We start from the raw sequence: 17,984 nt of genomic DNA, 5'->3' as shown, positions 1-17,984 counted from the left end.
CGAAAGCGGCGAGCACGAGGGAGCTGACGATCGCGACGGCAAGTACGGCCAGCACCACCAGATTTCGCCGTTGCGGCAGATCGGCATGCATCAGATTCGGACACTCCTGCTCGATATGTCCGCGACTTCCGCACCGAGGGTTGGTGCAGGGATACATGCCGACCTCCCAAAACTGACGCGAGCGCTCGCACTGTAGCAATGCGAATCATCTGTATACCGCGTGCGCCGACGAACGGCTACCCAGCCACGGGAGGACGAAGACGCCGCCCCAACCGGTCGGCCGGGGCGGCGTCGGCGAGCTTGCTACAGCGCGCTATTGAGCTTGTTCAGGCGGTCGCACGCCTCCACGTACTCGTTGATCAGCCGGGCGATCACATCGGCGGAGCGCTCCACCTTGTTCATCATGCCGACGACCTGACCGACCGGATTGAAGTTCACATCCTTGGCGGCTTCGGGATAGCGGTGCCCGCGCTTGACGCCGTCCAGGGCCACCATCATCTGCAGCGGCATGGGCAGCGGATCCGGATTCTCCGGCGCCTCCCAGGCCTCGGTCCAGTCGTTCTTCAGCATGCGGCACGGCTTACCGGTCCAGGACCGCGAGCGCACGGTGTCCTGGCTGGTGGCTTCGATGTAGGTCTGCATCTGTGCGGGCGGCACATTCGCCTCCTCGACGGTCAGCCACAGCGAGCCGGTCCACGCACCCGCCGCGCCCATCGCCATGGCCGCGGCGACCTGCCGACCGTTGCCGATACCGCCGGCGGCCAGCAGCGGCATATCGCCGATGGCATCGACCACCTGCGGCCACAGCACCATCGAGGAGATCTCACCGCAGTGCCCGCCGCCCTCGGTGCCTTGGCAGACAACGAAATCCAGGCCCGCGCGCTTGTGGTTGAGCGCATGCTTCACCGAACCGCACAGCGCGCCGATGAGCCGTCCGGAGCCCTGGATCTGCTCGACCACATCCGGCGGCGGGGTGCCGAGGGCATTGGCGACCAGCTTGGCCTTGGGATGGCGCAGGATCACCTCGATCTGCGGTGCGACAGTGGTCGCGGTCCAGCCGAGAAGTTGGTTGTGGTGCTCACCGTCGGGCAGATGCGGGACATTGTGCTCGTTGAGGAGCTTCTCCGCGAAGTCCCGGTGCCCCTGCGGAACCAGTTCCGCCAGTTTGGCTTCCAGCTGTTCGGGGGTCAGGTCATCGATCCCCTTGCCCTCGTACTTCGACGGGATGACGAGGTCGACGCCGTACACACCGTGCACATGGTCGTCGAGCCAGGCCAGCTCGACCTCCAATTCCTCGGCGGTGAAACCCACCGCACCGAGCACGCCGAGTCCGCCGGCATTGCTGACCGCGGCCGCCACATCGCGGCAATGGGTGAAGGCGAAGATGGGGAATTCGATCCCCAGCCGGTCGCAGATTTCGGTACGCATGGCGTGCTGGTCTCCCTACTTGCTCAGCAGCCGGATCACAACGGCTGACGAGTGCTGGAACGGGTTGCATATTTGGTCACCGGCCCGCGCTGCCGATTCGGCCGACTGCCGCAGATATCGCCATGACGCGGCGGTAGCTTCGTCGACAGGCGCGGACGCCTGACATCGAATGTAACACGTTCTAGTTTTCTCGGGGTAGCCGTTCCGGTCGACCGGATCAGAGTTCGGCGGTGACGAGGCGGTAGCCCAGGTCGAGGTGGGATTTTTCGAGCAGCTCGGCATGCCGGGTGGACCATGCGTCGGTGGCGAGATCGTTGCGGAGTCGGTTCAGTCCGTCCCGGAGTAGTGCCGCCGGTGTCATCGCCAGCATCGACATTCCCGCGCGCACGGTTTCGTCCAGATACGCCTCGGGTCGCCGCCAGTACGCGCCGCCGAAGCCGTCGACACAATCGTGCGGGACCGGGATCGGAGTGATCGATACGTCGCCGAGTAGGGCGATGAGGCGCGGTAGTGGGACGGCCAAGCGCGCATCGGTATCGGCCGCGGCGGGCAGATATTCGCGGACCAGCCAGAATTCGCGGTAGACGGTGTGGTCCCAGGTGAGGATGACGATGCGGCGGCGGGCGATCCGTTTCAATTCGGCGATGCCGCGGTCGAGGTCGGACCAGTGGTGCACGGTCAGGATGGCCAGGGCGGCATCGACGGCATCGGTGCGGATCGGCAGCTGCTCGGCGACCGCCGCTACCGCAGGTGCGGCGGCGGGCGGACGTTGCGCGATCATCACCTCGCTCGGCTCGACCGCGATCACGGTGCCGGTCGGTTCGTAGGATCCGCTGCCCGCGCCGATATCGGCGATCGAGTCCATGCCGCGCACGGCGGCATCGATGACCGCCCCGATGCGCGGATCCGGTTGCCTGGTCCGCGCGTACGTCTGCCCGGTGTGGTCGTAAAGAGTCATCGTCGCCTGCCTCCCATAGACCAGCGTGGCAGGTGATTCGACGGTTCAGGAGGCTGACTGCTCCAGTTCGGCCAGCGAATTCTCCAGGTGGTCGAGCAGGCTGTGCAGTCGCGGCACGCTGCGACGGCAGCCCACGAGCCCGAAGTCCAGACTGTCGACATTGGTGGTGAGGGTGATGTTGACGGCCTGCCCGTCGAACGGAATCGACATCGGGTAGGAGGCGTCCAGGCGCGCGCCGTTCCAGTACTGCGGTTCCTTCGGGCCCGGGACATTCGAGATGACGATATTGAACGGCGGGTTCGTGAACGACAGCATGCCGGGCAGCAGGGTCAAGGCCAGCGGGCTGAGCATCAACCCGGATAGCGCCATGGTCTGGATGGGCGAGAGCGAGTTGTACACCTCTTTGCTGCGGCGCATCGATTCGCTCACCACGCGCAGCCGTTCGATCGGATCGGCGATATCGGTGCCGAGATTGCACAGGATCGCGCCGACCTTGACGCCACTTTCCTCGGCATCCTCCTCATCGGACCGCAGCGAGACCGGAACCATGGCGATCAACGGCTTATCAGGCAACGCATTCTGTTCGATCAGGTACGCGCGCAACGCACCCGCCGACATCGCAAGCACCACATCGTTCACGGTCGTGCCGGTAGCCTTCTTGACCTGCTTGACCCGCTCCAGCGGCCAGGACCGGACCGCGCACCGGCGGGCGCCGCCGATCGGCACATTGAACATCGAGCGCGGCGCCTCGAAGGGCATGGTCAACTGTTGCTGCACCAATGCGGCGCGCGCGACCCGCAGCGCGGCGGGCCCGGAATTGGCTGCCGACAAGAGATTTCGCGCGAGCCCGCCCAGCACTGAGCCCGACGGCTCGCTCTTGCGCTTGGACCGAGGCAGATTCCACGGCACGCGTGTTTCGCTCGCCGTGGGATCGTTGGTGAGCGTTCGCTGCAGCACTCGCTGTGCGGTGACGCCATCGATCAGCGCGTGATGCATCTTCGAGTACAGCGCGAAGCGGCCGTCGTTGAGCCCCTCCACCACATGGATCTCCCATAGCGGGCGGTGCCGGTCGAGTAGGGCGCTGTGCAGGTCGGAGGCGAGTTCGAGCAGTTGATCGAAGCTGCCGGGACTCGGCAGTGCCGATCGACGCAGGTGATAGCCGAGTTCGACGTCCTCGGCCTGTGTCCACGCCAACTGCGGTGCGCCGAGCCAGGTTGCCGGGCGCTTGCGGAAGGTGGGGTGGAATTCGTTGTCCGCCAACAACTTCTCGTGGGTCAGCCGCGCGAAATCGGGCCCGGCGTCCTCCGGTGCCTCGAATAGTTGTAGCGAACCTACGTGCATCGGATGCTCGCGGGATTCGGCGAGCAGAAATACGGCATCGATCGGAGAAATGAGCTCCATGGTCTGTCGCCCCCTGACGACGGTGTGGTGCTTAGGTCTTTGGTGAAAAGGAAAACGACCACGATGTCGATAAGGGCCCGCACAGCCATGTCCCCTGTGCGCTGTCCCCAACCTTACTGAAAGGTGCTGATCCGCGTTCGCCGAATCAGCGATCCTTGACCAGGAGCAGGTACGCCTGGCGGCCTCGCTCGCCGGGATCCGGTTCCCGGACCAACCGGGCGATCGGCGTGAAACCGGCCTGTTCGGCCAGCGTGGCGAGCCGATCCGGCGACCATCGGTAGGCGGTTATCACTTTGTGGTCGAACGGTTCCATATCCTGGACATCGGGTGCGTGGAAGAACGCGAGCAGTGCGTGCCCTCCTGACTCGAGTACCCGATGAAACTCTGCCAACACAGCGGGCATTCGTTCGGGCGGCAGATGGATGAACGAGTACCACACGAGAATTCCCGCGAGAGTGGCGTCGCCGATATCGAGGTGCTCGAGCGAGCCCTCCTCGAAGTCGAGTGTCGGATACTGAGCCCGCGCCAATTCGAGCAGCCGCGGTGACAAGTCGATCCCGAAGATATCGAGGCCGAGCCCGGACAGGTGTGCGGTCATTCGGCCTTCACCGCACCCGAGGTCGGCCACTCGACCGTCGTGCACCAGTTCCGCGAATATGCCGAGCATGGCGCGGTCGAACGGCTGTGTTGCCAGGTGATCCTTGGCGAATTCGGCGTAGCGGATGGCGATATCGTCATAGGCGGCGCGGGTGTTCGCCACGTCCGCGGGATCGGTTCGACTGTTCGCTGTCACTCCGACATCATTCCACTGCGAAGCCCCGCGACAGGTATGCGGCGCAACAGTTTGTCGAGGTGCAGGGCCGTATCGCAGGTGCCGAGAAGCGCAGCGCCGCCCGCCACGACAAGGACGCCGTACGAACACATTTCGTCGAAACCCACCGAGGTCCACATTGCCGCCGCGAAGGCGATCAACACCACGGCCGCGGCGCGTGCGCTGAGTTTCGCGGCGATACCGAGGATCAAGCCGATGGCCAGGAGGGTTTCCGATGCGGTCGCGATCGCGGCGAGCGCGGGCACCGACCAATCCAGGGCCTGCGGTGTGAGCGTGCGAGTGTAGTCGGTGAAGGCCGAATAGCTGCCCCAGGAGACACCGTCCGCGCCCGGCGCGCCGAGTAGCCCGAACCGGTCCGCGACCGAACCGGCGAATAACGCGCCCAACAGGATTCGCACCGTCGTATTGACGACCACGAACCGGCCGGTGGTCACTGTGAGCACCGCAATGCTCGCGAGCACCACCGCGGTGATCGCCCCGACCGATCCGCCCGCGAAGGCCAGCCAGCCGAGTTCGATCACGAGGGCCAGCGCTGCGAGTCCGACGACAGTCATGTGCACCATCCAAAAGTAGTAAGGTTCCTGACTAAAGGTACGAAGGAGCTCCCGAATGGTCAAGAGCCTTACTAATCCATTGGCCGATCGGCCGCCGCCGCTCGGGAATCTGCTCGGGGCCGCCGCGCGAACGCTCGCGGCCGAGTTGGATGCGGGCTTGGCGGCGGCCGGGTTCACCGATCTGCGGGCCGCGCATGCACCCGTGTTCCAGGTCATCGATCCCGAAGGCACGCGATTGATCGATCTCGCCGGTCGCGCAGGCATGACCAAACAGGCGATGGGTGAACTCGTGCGGCATCTGGATGCGCGCGGCTATGTCGAGGTGACGCCCGACCCGACCGATCGGCGGGCGCGGCTGGTTCGCCTCACGCCGCTCGGCTGGTCCGTGGTCGAGGCGGGGTTGGACGTGATCGAACAATTCGACGCGCACCTCGACACGATCGTCGGTGCGACCGAGGTGCAGCGGCTGCGCGCGGTGCTGCTGAAAATCATCGGCGGCGCCGGTCTGACCTTCAGCGCGTGAGGGTGCTCAGGACTGGCTGACCGGAGTCGCGGCCGGTTCCTCGGCGGTGCGGGCGCGGGCGGTGCCCAGGATCGAGCCGAGAATGACCAGTGGGAAGCCGATGCCCATGCCGATGGTCAGCGGTTCGTCCAACAGGGTCACGCCGAGCAGGATGGCCACCGCGGGGTTGATGTAGGTGATGACCGTGGCGCGGGCCGGGCCGACCTCGCTGATCAGCGCGAAGAACACCAGGAACGCCGCGGCCGTGCAGATTGCGGCCAGCCCGAGCACCGACCACGACGCATCGGCGGTGAAATGTGTCGGCCGGCGGAGTGCGGCGAACGGTGTGTAGATCACCGCGGCCAGAATCAGTGATCCGGTGACAACACCGAGCGGCGGCAGATCGGCGAGTGCGCGGTTGATGATGATCGGGCCCAGGGCGTAACCGATGGTGGTCAGCCCGATGGCGCCGATGGCGGCGGGCTGGGTCAGATCGATATCGAAGCCGACCAGTGCCGCCACACCGGCGAATCCGGTGATCAGGCCGGTAATGCGGCGTGCGTCGAAGCTATCGTGTGCGAAGGAGTACTTGGGCCACACTTTTGCGCCGAGACCCTGGATGGGTTTGGCCAGGATCACCACTCCGACCAGCGGAACCGCGGCGATCAGTAGGCCGACGGTCGAGCTGTTCAACGTGGTCTCCGCGTACCCGATCAGAAACCACGGTCCGGTGATCTCGACCAGCGTGTACAGCAGCAGCGGGCGCCAGCGCTCGAGCACCGGGGCGAGCGTCTTGGTGTAGAGCGCGATCGGCAGCAGGATCAGCGCGCCCAGGAAGGTCCGGCCGAATGCCACCACGATCGGGTCGAAATCCTCGACCGCGATTCGGATCATCGCGTAGGGCACGCCCCAGATGACGCCCATCGCCAAGAACAGCACCCACCCGCGCTGCGTCATCGCTTCACCATCTCGCCCTGCTCGCTTCCGATCGAATCGGAGCCTATACGAATACATCCCATCACGGGATGGTTGGCAGCGCGATGAATTCGGCGATCAGATCTCGGCGCAGGCCCGCGTCGGCACCGGCCGTGCGGACCTGCGCTCCTGGCCCTGGTCAGGGGTGAGTCGACCCGCTGGTGGTGGTCGGCGCCGCGGATTGCGTTGTCGTGGTGGTGGATTCGGTGGTGGTCGGCTTCGGGGGCTGAGTGGTCGTGGTTGTCGAAGCCGGTGGAGTCGTCACTGCCGGTGTGGTCGGCGGCGGCGGTGTGGTGGTGGTGGTCGTCGTCGGCTGGCTGCTGACTTCCGTCTTCGCGGGGGCGGCTGTGGTGGTCGTCGGTGACGTGGTCGTGGTCTTTCTCGGCTCGGGCGTCTTGGTCGTCGAGGTCGCTGCCTGGTAGGCGGCGGCGAGATCGGCCGACTCCGGCTTGGCGGTCGTGTCGACCGGCTGACCCGCCTGGGCCTGCTTCGCCAGATGGGTGAGCCAGGCGGCCGCGTACTCGGCGGATGTCAGCGGCTTACCGTTGGCCGGGTCGGCGTCGCGCCAATAGTCGAAGTGGTGACCGGTCGCATTGGGGCCGAGTGTCTGCTGGTACGGGTCGCTCATGAGCACCGGGATGGTGTTCTGGTTCGTCACGATGAGACCGATGATTTCGTTGAACACCTTCTGCGGCAGATAGGCCAGCGGCGACATCTGACCGGTCGAGATCGCTTCCGCCTTGGCCGGAGTCTGCGACGTCTGTCCCGGCTTGTATTCCGGATCCGAAACCCTCAGCAGCACTTGCAGAAACGTCTCATCGCTCTGCATCCAGTTCGGCTGCGACTGGATATCCGCGAATGCCGCCAACGCGATTCGGCCGAGGACAACGGCGACGTCCTGTCCGGTCGCGGGGGTGAGCCCGTCGCGTTCCAGTGCATCGACATTCAACTGCCGACCCACATTCACCACCAACTGCAGCAGTGAAATGTTCTGCGGCGCCGAGCACGTGAGGTCGCCATCGGAGCAGAACGACGCGATCTTGCCGTTCAGCGCACCGAAGTCACCACTGGTGCCGGGCAGGGCGCCCTGGCCCGACGTGGCTTTCGTACCGTTCTGATACTTCTGGTCGAAGCCGTCGGGGTTGCTGTACGGATCCTTCGAACCCGGGAACGGACCGTCGCCCGCCGAACGCCCGGCGTCGGCGAGGATGACGACACCGACGACATCGGCCGGATCGACGATGCCGTAGCCACCATCCCCATCGGCGGTCTGATGCCCGATCGTCATGGCGACGCGGCGCACCACATCGGCGCCCTCGCTGTAGCCGACGATCGAGAACTTGGTGTCCGGGCAGGCCTGCGAGATTTCCCGCATCACCTGTTCGGTATTCGCGACACCCGCGTTGACGGCGTCCTCGTAGGTGTCCATATTCGCCGGATAGGCGATGTAGACGGCGGCATACGAGCCGGGATCGACGTCGTCGGCCGGTGCGTTGACTACCGGATCGACCCATTCGCTGCTGTGATCACCGGACAGCGCCGCGGGCAACGCGTTGCCATTGGCATCGACCAGCATCTTCGTGGTCGCGGCGTCCGGCGTATCCCGACGTCCGGCGACCGAAATGGTCACCATGTCGTGACACTCCGTGACGGACGCCCGCAGGCGCGTATCGACGGTTTCGTGCGTCGATGTGAGCGCCATGGACGCGGCGACAATCGCCACCACTCCCAGTGACGCGGGCGCGACGATGGCCGAAGCCATTCGATGGCGCGCGAAGAACTCCCGAAGAGCCATGTCCCGTTCCCCAATCCAAAACCGACAAGTGGACGGACAGGCCCCCCGACAGGCCGTGTGTCACGAAGAACGTCGGGCTCGAGGGCCGAATCGTTACGCGGGCGGAGAAATGGTTACGCTCGAGCGGAGTTATATATCACTATTTAACGGCACGCTTGCTATAGTTACGTCAGTTAACGGCATGGTCGATGTGGTGGTTCCGCGGTGTCAGCGCCGATCCGCTCACTCATCGGGAAACTGCAGGTGAGCGATGCGTGTGGAACTCAGGGGGCCCGGAAACTGTCCGCCGGAATGGGCGACGATGGCGGACGCGGCCACAGATTTCGCAGTGACCGGCCGATGGCTGGAGACCATGGGGCCGTTGCTGCCGGGGCAGCCACGCTGGCTGATCGGCAGTGTCGACGGCAGCCCGCAGGTCGGGTTGCATGCCCGATTGCTGGAAACCGCACCCGCGGAACCTCGCTACGACATCGGCGCCGTGCTGCGCGGTGAAATCCCGGTGTTCGAGCCGCGATCGGTACCACTTTCGGCATTCGAACCAGAGACGTTGTACCCGGCCCTGCTTTTCGTATTGCCCGGCTACACCTGTGTGCCCGCCGGGCCGGGTGCCGCCGACCCGGCGGTAATGGCCCGCACGGTGCAGGCCATCCACGACTGGGCCGGGCGGCACGGTGTCCGGTCGGTGTCGTTCCTGTATGTCCCTGAGCGGCAACGCATTCTGCGGCAGGCGCTCGCCGAGTTCGGGGCGCGGCCGGTTCAGTTGTATCCGACCTGCGTCCGGGCGGTGGACTTCGCCGATATGGACGGATATCTGGCACAGCTGTCCAGGCAACGCCGCCAGGACCTGCGGCGACTGTTGCGCCGAGGCGGTGAGAGCGGGATCACCTTCGGCGAGGAAGACCTGAGCGAGGTCCGCGACGAGGTACTGGAATTGCGCATGGGGTCGCTGCGCAAATATCACTCCAGCGACGACCGGGCCGCCCAGACCGCGACGCTCGACCGAATGATCCAGCATTATCCGGCCGAGGACCGGGTGGTTACCACGGCACGGCGCGACGGCCGAATCGTCGGTTTCGTCTTGTCGCTGCGCCACGGTGACTCGTTGCGCGGATTGTGGTCCGGCAAGGACGGCGATGCCTACGGCACCTACTTCGTGCTGGCGTTCCACGAACTGGTGGCGGCAGCGTTGCGGCGGGGCGTCACCGAGATCGACTACGGCACGCTGAAGTGGCCGGAAAAGATCTCGTTCGGATGTCGGCTGGAACAGTTGACGGGCTACACATGGACGCTCTGAACCGTCCAGGGGGTAGTCGGCTATTCATTCCAGGTCAGATCGTTTCGCTGTTCGGCGACGGACTGGCCGTGCTGGCAATTCCACTGCTGGTGGTGCATCTCACCGACAATCCGACGGCCGTGGCGCTGGCCGCCGCGCCCCGCATGGTCGGCTACTTGATCGCCGGGTTTCCCGCCGGTCCGCTGGTCGACCGGACCAACCCATGGCATGTGCTCATCGTGGCCGATGCCGTGCGGGCCGGGATTTTCATCGCTCTTTTCGGCTTTACGCTGACCGGAACCGGTTCGGTCGGTGTGGTGCTCGTGCTCGCATTCGCGGCGGGAATTGCCGGGGTGTTCTTCGAGACCGCGCTGACTGTCGCGGTGCGCGATGTCTACCGTGATCGAGAATTGGTGCGCACCAATTCACGGCTCGAAACGGCAAGCCAAGCGTCGCTACTGATCGGTCCCGCGATTGTCGGATTACTTGCCGCTGCAATGGGTTTGAGAGCAGCACTACTGATCGATGCGGCGACGTTCGTAGTGTCCATGCTGACACTGTGGAGAACCTACCGGCGCATGCCGGGTTCGACCGCTGGTGCTGACCGGATCTCGTGGCGCCGGATCGGGGCCGAATTCCATGCTGGGCTGCGCTATCTCGGCGCTTCTCCGATTATGAGCTCTTTGGCGGTGCTGCAGGTGGTTACCAATCTCTGCCTGGCAGCCACGACGCTGGTCGTCTTCTTCGCTCACGATTACTTCGGCGCATCGCCGGGCCTCGTCGGCGCGGTGGTGGCGGCCGGCGGCATCGGCGGAATCCTCGGTGCGGCAACTGCTCCCGCCGTCATCGCCCGGTATCGCCCGTTGTCGGTGTGCGTGGCGGGGGTGCTACTGATCGGTATTGCCTTAGCGGCTGCGAGTTTCGCGCCCGACATCTGGTGGCTCGCGGTGAGCAATGCCGTACTGGTGTGGGCCGATGTGCTCGCGAGCATTGTGATTCGCACGCTCCGGCAACAGATCGTGCCGCGCGAAGTGCTCGGCCGGGTCACCGGTACGACCCGTTCACTGGTGTTCGCGGCCGGGCCGGTGGGTGTGGTACTGGCCGGACTGATCACCCAGCTCGACGGCAATAATCCGCGTCCGGTCTTCCTTGCGGCCGCGGTGGTCATCGGGGTATCGGCACCGGTCGTCTGGGCGACCGGTCTGCGCCGCCACCGCGACATTCCACTCCACCGCGACGATGAAATGGTGACCGCATGAAGCTCTATACCGGCGAGCGGTTGGCCGAATTGGCAGGTGCCCGTGGCCTTTCCGACGACTACCTGCGTGAGCTGCGGATCGTCTCGGCGGTACTGCCGTTTCGTGTCAACGACTATGTCGAGCGAGAATTGATCAATTGGGCTGCGGCGCCGGACGATCCGATCTTCCGGCTCACTTTTCCGCATCGGGAAATGCTGCCGCCCGAAGTCTTTTCCGGCGTCGCCGAACTCTACGACGCGGGCGCCACCCGGGAGGTGCTCGCCAAGGCGGGCGCGCAAGCCCGTCGCTTGCTCAACCCGCATCCCGGCGGCCAGATCGAGGCCAATGTCCCTGTGCTGCACGGTAAACCGGTGCTCGGTCTGCAACACAAGTATCGCGAGACGGTGCTGGTGTTCCCGTCCCAGGGGCAGACGTGTCATGCATACTGCGGCTACTGTTTCCGTTGGGCCCAGTTCGTCGGCACGGAAACCCGCCAGGCGCTGTCGGATCCGGCGACCATGCTCGCCTATCTGGGTGCGCATCCGGAGGTCACCGATGTGCTGTTCACCGGTGGTGACCCGCTGATCATGAAGACGGCCGTCCTACGTCGGTGGGTCGATCGGATTCTGGAACCGGGGCTGGACCATATCCGCACACTGCGTTTCGGTACCAAGGCGCTGTCGTACTGGCCTGCGCGGTTCACCGAAGACGACGACGCCGACGATCTACTGCGCTTGTTCGAGCAGTGCGTGGCTGCCGGTCGGCACGTTGCCGTAATGGCGCACTTCTCGCATCCACGGGAGTTGTCGACCACCATGGTGCGGCAGGCCATCTCCCGGATTCGGCGCACCGGTGCGGTGATCCGGGCGCAGGCGCCGCTGGTCGCCCATGTCAACGACGACGCCCGGGTCTGGGCGGAGATGTGGCAGCAATTGGTCGGGCTCGGGGTGATCCCGTACTACATGTTCGTCGAGCGAGATACCGGTGCCCGCAACTACTTCGAAGTGCCTTTGGCCCGAGCTTACGACATCTACACCGATGCCATTCGCGGCGTGTCGGGGTTGGCGCGCAGTGCCCGCGGTCCAGTCATGTCCGCCCATCCCGGCAAGGTCCTCATCGATGGCATCACAACTGTCCTGGGCGTCAAGGTTTTCGCCCTACGCCTACTGCAAGCCCGAAACCCGGCCGATGTGGGCCGCCAATTCTTCGCCCGTTACGACCCGACTGCCCGTTGGTTCGACGACCTGATTCCGGCGCTGGGTTCGCACTTTCCGGGCACCGTGCACTAGAGGTTCTGGTCGCTCATTGCGTGAAACGGGCGGCTTCGCTCGATACGGCTCCGGCGATGATATCCGCCAATTCATCGGGGTGTGTCAGTTGCGGGTGATGGGCGGCTCCGTCGACTGTGCTGAATTCGGTTCGCGGCGAAAGTGCTTCGACCAGGGCGGGAGTGAGCGGGTCCGCGCTTCCGGTGATCACGTGGACCGGTCCGGGATATTGCGCGAGCTTGGTAGTGAGTTCGTTGCGCCAGCCTGCGTTCGTCGTTGCGGCGAATAGTGTGGCGACGTTGGCCGCGACCTTCGCGCGACGCAGATCCTGGACGCTCGATTGCAGCACCGCCGCGTGGTCGGGCGAGCCGGTGAGCTTGTCGGACAACGTGTTCGGACGCTGTCGACGCAGATACCAGCGAGTCAGCGGTGCGATCCGTGCCGAAATTCCGGCACTCGGCTGGAGAAAGAACGGAGCGACCAGCGTGATCGACCCGACCCTGTCGGGATGCGCGGCCGCGGCCTCTACCACCGCGGCGGCGCCGATGGAGTGACCGACCAAGTGCGCGCCGGCTGTTCGTTCGAGCAGTGCCTCGAGCCATGCGTGCCAGTGATCTCGATTGCCCGCGGACATACCGAGCCCGGGTAGGTCCAGAACCTGGGCGTGGCCGATGGCCGCCGCGACCGGAGCCCAGGTGTCGGCATTGACCGGCAGGCCGGGCAGCAGCACGGTGGGCGCGTCCGGCTCGCCGATCCGGAACGTTCGCACACCGGCGTATTCGTCGAAAGTCCTTGCGGCACTGCCGGTTGGCGCAGCGCCGAACCGGTGCGCGGCGAGGTGGTCGGCCCATCGCAGGATGCTGCGTGTGGTGTCGGGCAGGTCCAGACTGTGCTTGCGGGCGAGTTCGTGCGCCGAGCCCGTGGGATACCGGTCGGTGGACAGGAAGGTCAGGGTCTCCGGATCGGCCTTCGTCAACCACTGCGGAAGGCGCTGCACCAGCGCGACCGGAATGCGCGTGCGCGGCACCGGCACTCGATAGTGTCGACCGACTTGTGTCAGCAGGGTCGGCAGTGCGGGCGTAGTGTCGTCGAGCACCCAGTACGCCGCACCGGCGGTGGCCGGATCGGTTGGGAGCAGGGTCATGAAGCGGGTCAGGTAGTCGACCGGGATCACCGGCACGAAGGTGCGGGAGTTGCCCGGCAGTGCCGCCGCAGTGCCTCGCCAAATCTCTTTCAAGCTCGCCGCGAGGCCCAGTTGCTGATCGGATTCCCCGGTGCCGCTCGGCCCGATGACGGTGGGCGGGTTGACGATCGACCACGGCACGCCGAGTTCATCGGCGGCGGCCTGGAATACCGCATCGCTCTCCACCTTCGACGCCTCATAAGCGCCCAGACGACGATGGGTTCGTTCCACGCGCTCCGGGCTCCACGGAACGGTGGTCGGGTCCTGACCGCCGACACGGTAGCCGGAGACGTATACCAGCCGGGACAGCTGTGGCAGCCGCGCGGCGAAGGACACCACCGAGCGGACGCTGTCGACATTGCCGTGCCGCGCCTCGTCCTTCGTCATCCCGAATCGGTAAGCGCCGGCGCAGTTGTAGATCTCGGTGGCATCAGCCCACACCGAATCCTCGCCCTGGACAAAGGGATCGGCGTCGAAGTCGACGATCAGCTCGGCCGGAGCCGTCCGGCATCCGTGATCGGCCACCCATGCGGCAAGCTGTGTGAACGATTCTCTGCTGCGCACCGCGGCGGTGACACGGACCCCGGCCTGGTCCAAGGTGAGGATCAAATTGCGACCGATAAAGCCGGTGGCGCCGAATACCAGCGCGTGGCGGGTGGTCATCACGTCAGCGCCCCTGGCTGGTCGAGCAGGGCCGCCAGCAGCTGTGCCGTGCTGTGCAACGGCTCCACATCGCGTTTGGCGCGCGCCACGATCACCGCACCCTCGACCGCACTGACCGTCGCTGTCGCCAGCGTGCGCGCCGCCGCCTCCGAATGCCCTGCCGCGACCAGGTACGCACGCACCGGCCCGATCCACGATTCGAACGCCGTCGCACACGCGGCCCGCAGTCGTTCGCTGTGTGCGCCCATCTCCAGCGTGACCACCGAAACCGGGCAGCCGAGCTGAAAATCGCTATCCGCGACCAAACCTGCCAGCACCTCCACAACCCGCCGAATCACCTCCCCCGGCGACGCCCCCGCCCCCGCCGTCTCGTCCAGCAAGCTCCGGAATCGCTCGGCCGCCAACTCGATCGCCTTCTCTCCGAGCTGCTCCTTCCCCTCCGGAAAGTGGAAGTACAACGACCCTTTCGGCGCCCCCGCATGGTCCACAACCGTGTTCAACCCGGTACCGCTATACCCCCGAGCCTGGATCAACTCCAGCATCGACTCCACCAACTGCCCACTCGTCTGAGCGCCTTTGGACGTAACCATGAACCTCAGAATAGACCGGTCTATAGATTTTGCAACCGCGCGCCAATCGGCCTCGCCAACCGCAGCGGCGATGTCATCACGAGCCCTGAAGCCGCCGTCCAGCTCCCCGGACCATGTTGCCGGGTCATGCTCGCGCGCTGTCGTTGGAGAGAACCGGGTCTTCATGTGGCGGAATCGGTTCGGGCGTGGCGACTTGCCGCGGCAGCAGGAAGGGCGTGGCGAGCAGGAGAACTCCGGCCAGCGCGATTGCCGCACGCGGGCTGGTGAGTTGTGCCAGCAGACCCCATGTCACGGTGATTGCCGCGATGCTGATGCTGCTGGTGATCGACCACGCGGCGAGGACCCGGGCGTGGCGATCGGTTTCGGTGTTGTTCAACCGATAAGCGGCGAAGACGGCGTTGAAAATGCTGATGCAGATGATGAGCCCGAACTCGGTGACCATCACGATCACCAGCCCGCCCAGGCCCGGCCGGATGAACGCCAGCCCGAGTGGCCAGCAGGCACGTAGCGTGCCGAAGACCCGCAGCACCGTCTGTTCGCCGTAGCGGGAAGTGATGCGACGAGCGAGTCGTGACCCGATCAGGCCACCGATACACGGAACAGCGAAGGCGAGTCCGTACTCCCAGACCGGGAACTGCAGGTGCGCGAGCATCAGCACCGACAACAGCGGCTCCCCGGCCATGATCAGCCCGTTGACCAGCATGGTGTTGACGAAGAACCGACGCAGCGTGTGGTGGGTGAGGATGTAGCGCCACCCCTCGACGATGTCGCTCGCCCGGCGCGTTCGGGTCTGCCTCGGGCGCGAGGCCTGCTCGGGTTCCCTGATCGCGGTGATGCCGAGCGCTGAGAGCAGGTAGCTCACCGCATCGATGACAACGGTGGTCACCGGCCCCAGCAGCCCGATAGCCACGCCACCCAGCGGCGGTCCGATGACCGTGGCCGACCAAGTAGTGGACTCGAAACGACTGGTGGCCACGAGAAGCCCGTCGGCGGGGACGACGGTCTTGAGGTATGCGCCACTGGCCGCGGTGAACGCGATCTTCGCTGCCGCAGTGCCGATGGAAACCACCAAGAGCTGCGCAAAGGACAACCCGCCCAGGCAGTAGGCGAGCGGTATGGATGCCAGCGCTGCGAAGCGGATCAGGTCCATGGCGATCATGACCGGCCGCTTGGCACGAAATTCCATCCACGGCCCGAGCGGAACCGCCAGCAGTGCCCCGATCGCGAGCCCGGACGCCGACAAGGCCGCCACTTCCGCCGAACTGGCGTTCAGAACGGTGATGGCAACAACCGAAAATGCTCCGAACCCGAGCCCGGTCCCGTAGGCGCTGACCGCGTAGGCGGCCCACAACCACCCGAACGTCCGACCCGGTTTCGCGCTCCGCCACATAATCCGCACTCCCTCTGTTGTCAGGGAGATTGAAGCCGGTTGATGGGTGCTGTCACCAACAACGAATCGAGCGGAGTGTCACAACTTTTCGTTGTGGGAGTAGGTTTCCGTTGGTGGATCTCGATGCGGTTCGTACCTTCGTCGCGGTTGCCGAGACCGGCCAGTTCCAAGCCGCTGCCGATGATCTGCGAATCACCCAGCAGGCCGCGTCGAAACGAGTAGCCACGCTGGAGCGAGAACTCGGAGTTCAGCTTTTCGCGCGGATCGCCAGGGGCGTGCGGCTCACCGTCGACGGGCAAGCATTGCTACCGCATGCCCGCGAACTACTCCGTGCCGCCGAACGCGCAACCGCGGCCGTGACTCCGGGGCGCAGGGCCCTTCGGATCGACGTCGTGGCCCGCAGGATCGCGCCCTCCAACATCCTGCATGCCTTCTACCAGCAACATCCAGATATAGAGCTCGATGTGGTCACCCTGACCAACTTCGACGCGGAGTCTGCGCTGGCCGAGATCAGCGCGGGCACCATCGACGCCACCTTCAGATCCCTGCGACACCGCGAAGTCCCGAGCGGACTCCGGGCATCCCGCGTTATCGACGACCGACACGAACTGCTCGTCGGTCCACGGCATCCACTGGCGAACGCCAAGACGGTGACGCCGGCCGAACTCACCGATCACCCGATTTGGATGCTCGGTATGTCCGACGCCGAACCAGTCGGCTACTACAACGATTTGGCGACCGCGTTCGGACTCACCATCGTCACGATCGGCCCGAGCTTCGGCATCGAAGCGCTCCTCGCCGAACTCGCGGATTCCACCCGACTCGCCACCTTCGTCGGCGAAGGTTCCCGATACCTCTGGCCGGAAAGCTACGACCTCCGCCGCATCCCCGTCGTCGACCCGACCCCGGTCTACCCACTTTCCGTGATCTGGCGAGCAGACAATGCGCATCCCGTCCTCGCAGACTTCCTCGAGTACCTACGCACCAGATACAAGACGACTTTCGACGACGGCGTATGGACCCCGGACTGGGCGCCCTATCCGAAGAAGTCGCACAGGTGAGCTGCGACGAGATCGGGCTGTTCCTCGGCGAGATAGTGGCCGCTGTCGGGGATTTCGATGGCGAGCACGTCGGTTGCTCGCTCGGCGAGACTGTCGAGGATGTCGGTATGGCCCGGAAAGTACAGTGCGGCAACGGGTATCGTCAGTTTCGGGTACGTCCGGCCGTCCTCGATGTCCTGGGTGAAACTCTGATACCAGCCGTTGGCGGCGCGGATCGACTCGGGATGCGAATAGGCGCGTGCGTACACCGCGCGGGACTGTTCGTCGATGGCGTCGGGATTGCGCAGATTTCGATGGCACAGGTAGTCGACGAGGTGCCTGCCGCGCCCGGCCAGGAGCTGTTCGGGTAGTTCGGCGACCTGATTGAAGGCGAACCACCACCGCTGCCGGGCCCGTTCCGCGGGGCCGGGCAGTAGGCGGAAGTCGTAGAGCCGATCATCGGGATGCGGCTCCTCCAGCAGCGCCAGCCTGCGCACGGTCTCCGGATGGTTGGCCGCGAGGCTGAAGGCCACCATCGAGCCGATGTCGTGACCCGCGACATCGACCGTCGAGTAGCCCAGATGTCGGACCAGTTGGTGGATATCCTCGGCCATCGTCTTCTTGTCGTATCCGTGGTCCGGAGTATCCGAGGAGCCCATACCGCGGAGGTCGACGGCGATGACTCGGTGATGACGCGCGAGCAGCGGCATGATCTTGCGGGCCTGCCACCAGGTTTGCGGCCATCCCGGCAGAAGTATCACCGGCGAACCCGTCCCGCCCGCGACGTAGTGCAACCGAATGCCGTTGACCTGGGCATGGTGGCTGCGAAAGTCTCCCGAGAGTGACTGTGCCAGTTGCATATCCGTGACTTCGTCGGTCATGTGAACCACTTTA

The 17,984-nt window shown here is 65.2% G+C and carries 16 protein-coding genes; 5 read left to right on the top strand and 11 right to left on the bottom strand.

All coding sequences use genetic code 11. The features are described 5' to 3' along the window. Window positions 1-303: 303 nt before the first annotated feature. The 5 genes from ACIBW7_RS01305 to ACIBW7_RS01285 form a co-directional block, all read right to left on the bottom strand. Window positions 304-1,428 (bottom strand): nitronate monooxygenase family protein, encoded by a 1,125-nt coding sequence (locus ACIBW7_RS01305; protein ID WP_357473605.1) that lies wholly within the window; start codon window positions 1,426-1,428, stop codon window positions 304-306. 217 nt (window positions 1,429-1,645) lie between these two features. Then, window positions 1,646-2,386, bottom strand: coding sequence for a class I SAM-dependent methyltransferase (locus ACIBW7_RS01300; protein WP_397042940.1), 741 nt, complete (start codon window positions 2,384-2,386; stop codon window positions 1,646-1,648). A 45-nt stretch (window positions 2,387-2,431) separates the two neighbouring features. After that, window positions 2,432-3,787: a wax ester/triacylglycerol synthase family O-acyltransferase gene (locus tag ACIBW7_RS01295; RefSeq protein WP_397042939.1), complete on the bottom strand. Its 1,356-nt coding sequence runs from the start codon at window positions 3,785-3,787 to the stop codon at window positions 2,432-2,434. Window positions 3,788-3,932: 145 nt separating this feature from the next. Then, window positions 3,933-4,580, bottom strand: coding sequence for a class I SAM-dependent DNA methyltransferase (locus ACIBW7_RS01290; RefSeq protein WP_397042937.1), 648 nt, complete (start codon window positions 4,578-4,580; stop codon window positions 3,933-3,935). Then, a complete protein-coding gene (locus ACIBW7_RS01285; protein WP_397042935.1) occupies window positions 4,577-5,173 on the bottom strand; it encodes a hypothetical protein in 597 nt (198 codons plus the stop codon). The genes ACIBW7_RS01290 and ACIBW7_RS01285 overlap by 4 nt, the downstream gene beginning before the upstream one ends. Window positions 5,174-5,228: 55 nt before the next feature. Here ACIBW7_RS01285 and ACIBW7_RS01280 point away from each other — a divergent pair, with 55 nt between their 5' ends. Then, window positions 5,229-5,696: a MarR family winged helix-turn-helix transcriptional regulator gene (locus ACIBW7_RS01280; protein WP_397042934.1), complete on the top strand. Its 468-nt coding sequence runs from the start codon at window positions 5,229-5,231 to the stop codon at window positions 5,694-5,696. A 6-nt stretch (window positions 5,697-5,702) separates the two neighbouring features. Here ACIBW7_RS01280 and ACIBW7_RS01275 read toward each other — a convergent pair whose 3' ends face one another. Together ACIBW7_RS01275 and ACIBW7_RS01270 are read right to left on the bottom strand one after the other, a co-directional pair. Beyond that, entirely contained in the window at window positions 5,703-6,632 is a 930-nt protein-coding gene (locus tag ACIBW7_RS01275) for a DMT family transporter (RefSeq protein WP_397042932.1), read from the bottom strand. A 157-nt stretch (window positions 6,633-6,789) separates the two neighbouring features. Then, window positions 6,790-8,445, bottom strand: a complete 1,656-nt coding sequence (locus ACIBW7_RS01270; RefSeq protein ID WP_397042930.1) for a cutinase family protein — start codon at window positions 8,443-8,445, stop codon at window positions 6,790-6,792. 250 nt (window positions 8,446-8,695) lie between these two features. On the opposite strand from ACIBW7_RS01270, the gene ACIBW7_RS01265 reads away from it, so the two are divergent. From ACIBW7_RS01265 to ACIBW7_RS01255, 3 genes are read left to right on the top strand one after another with little or no spacing between them, the layout of a single operon-like run. Then, window positions 8,696-9,739 carry a GNAT family N-acetyltransferase gene (locus ACIBW7_RS01265; RefSeq protein ID WP_397042928.1) on the top strand — a complete coding sequence of 348 codons (1,044 nt, stop codon included), beginning with the start codon at window positions 8,696-8,698 and terminating at the stop codon, window positions 9,737-9,739. Continuing rightward, a complete protein-coding gene (locus ACIBW7_RS01260; RefSeq protein ID WP_397042927.1) occupies window positions 9,727-10,977 on the top strand; it encodes an MFS transporter in 1,251 nt (416 codons plus the stop codon). Before ACIBW7_RS01265 ends, ACIBW7_RS01260 begins: the two co-directional genes overlap by 13 nt. Further along, window positions 10,974-12,245: a KamA family radical SAM protein gene (locus ACIBW7_RS01255; RefSeq protein WP_397042925.1), complete on the top strand. Its 1,272-nt coding sequence runs from the start codon at window positions 10,974-10,976 to the stop codon at window positions 12,243-12,245. Before ACIBW7_RS01260 ends, ACIBW7_RS01255 begins: the two co-directional genes overlap by 4 nt. A 13-nt stretch (window positions 12,246-12,258) precedes the next feature. Here the strand turns inward: ACIBW7_RS01255 and ACIBW7_RS01250 are convergent, their stop codons facing one another. The 3 genes from ACIBW7_RS01250 to ACIBW7_RS01240 all read right to left on the bottom strand — a co-directional run bounded on the left by ACIBW7_RS01250 (window position 12,259) and on the right by ACIBW7_RS01240 (window position 16,050). After that, entirely contained in the window at window positions 12,259-14,070 is a 1,812-nt protein-coding gene (locus tag ACIBW7_RS01250; RefSeq protein WP_397044118.1) for an alpha/beta fold hydrolase, read from the bottom strand. Further along, window positions 14,070-14,660: a TetR/AcrR family transcriptional regulator gene (locus ACIBW7_RS01245; RefSeq protein WP_397042923.1), complete on the bottom strand. Its 591-nt coding sequence runs from the start codon at window positions 14,658-14,660 to the stop codon at window positions 14,070-14,072. Before ACIBW7_RS01245 ends, ACIBW7_RS01250 begins: the two co-directional genes overlap by 1 nt. A gap of 124 nt (window positions 14,661-14,784) precedes the next feature. Further along, a complete protein-coding gene (locus tag ACIBW7_RS01240) occupies window positions 14,785-16,050 on the bottom strand; it encodes an MFS transporter (protein WP_397042921.1) in 1,266 nt (421 codons plus the stop codon). A gap of 113 nt (window positions 16,051-16,163) precedes the next feature. On the opposite strand from ACIBW7_RS01240, the gene ACIBW7_RS01235 reads away from it, so the two are divergent. Beyond that, window positions 16,164-17,111 (top strand): LysR family transcriptional regulator, encoded by a 948-nt coding sequence (locus tag ACIBW7_RS01235; protein WP_397042919.1) that lies wholly within the window; start codon window positions 16,164-16,166, stop codon window positions 17,109-17,111. On the opposite strand, the gene ACIBW7_RS01230 is transcribed toward ACIBW7_RS01235, so the two are convergent. Then, window positions 17,087-17,971, bottom strand: a complete 885-nt coding sequence (locus ACIBW7_RS01230) for an alpha/beta fold hydrolase (protein ID WP_397042917.1) — start codon at window positions 17,969-17,971, stop codon at window positions 17,087-17,089. The two genes, ACIBW7_RS01235 and ACIBW7_RS01230, sit on opposite strands and share 25 nt — an antisense overlap. Window positions 17,972-17,984: the final 13 nt, after the last annotated feature.

Source organism: Nocardia sp. NPDC049526 (assembly GCF_044465765.1).
Lineage (GTDB): Bacteria > Actinomycetota > Actinomycetes > Mycobacteriales > Mycobacteriaceae > Nocardia.
Note: the sequence above shows the minus strand (reverse complement) of the source record. Positions and strands in the feature narration are given on the sequence as shown.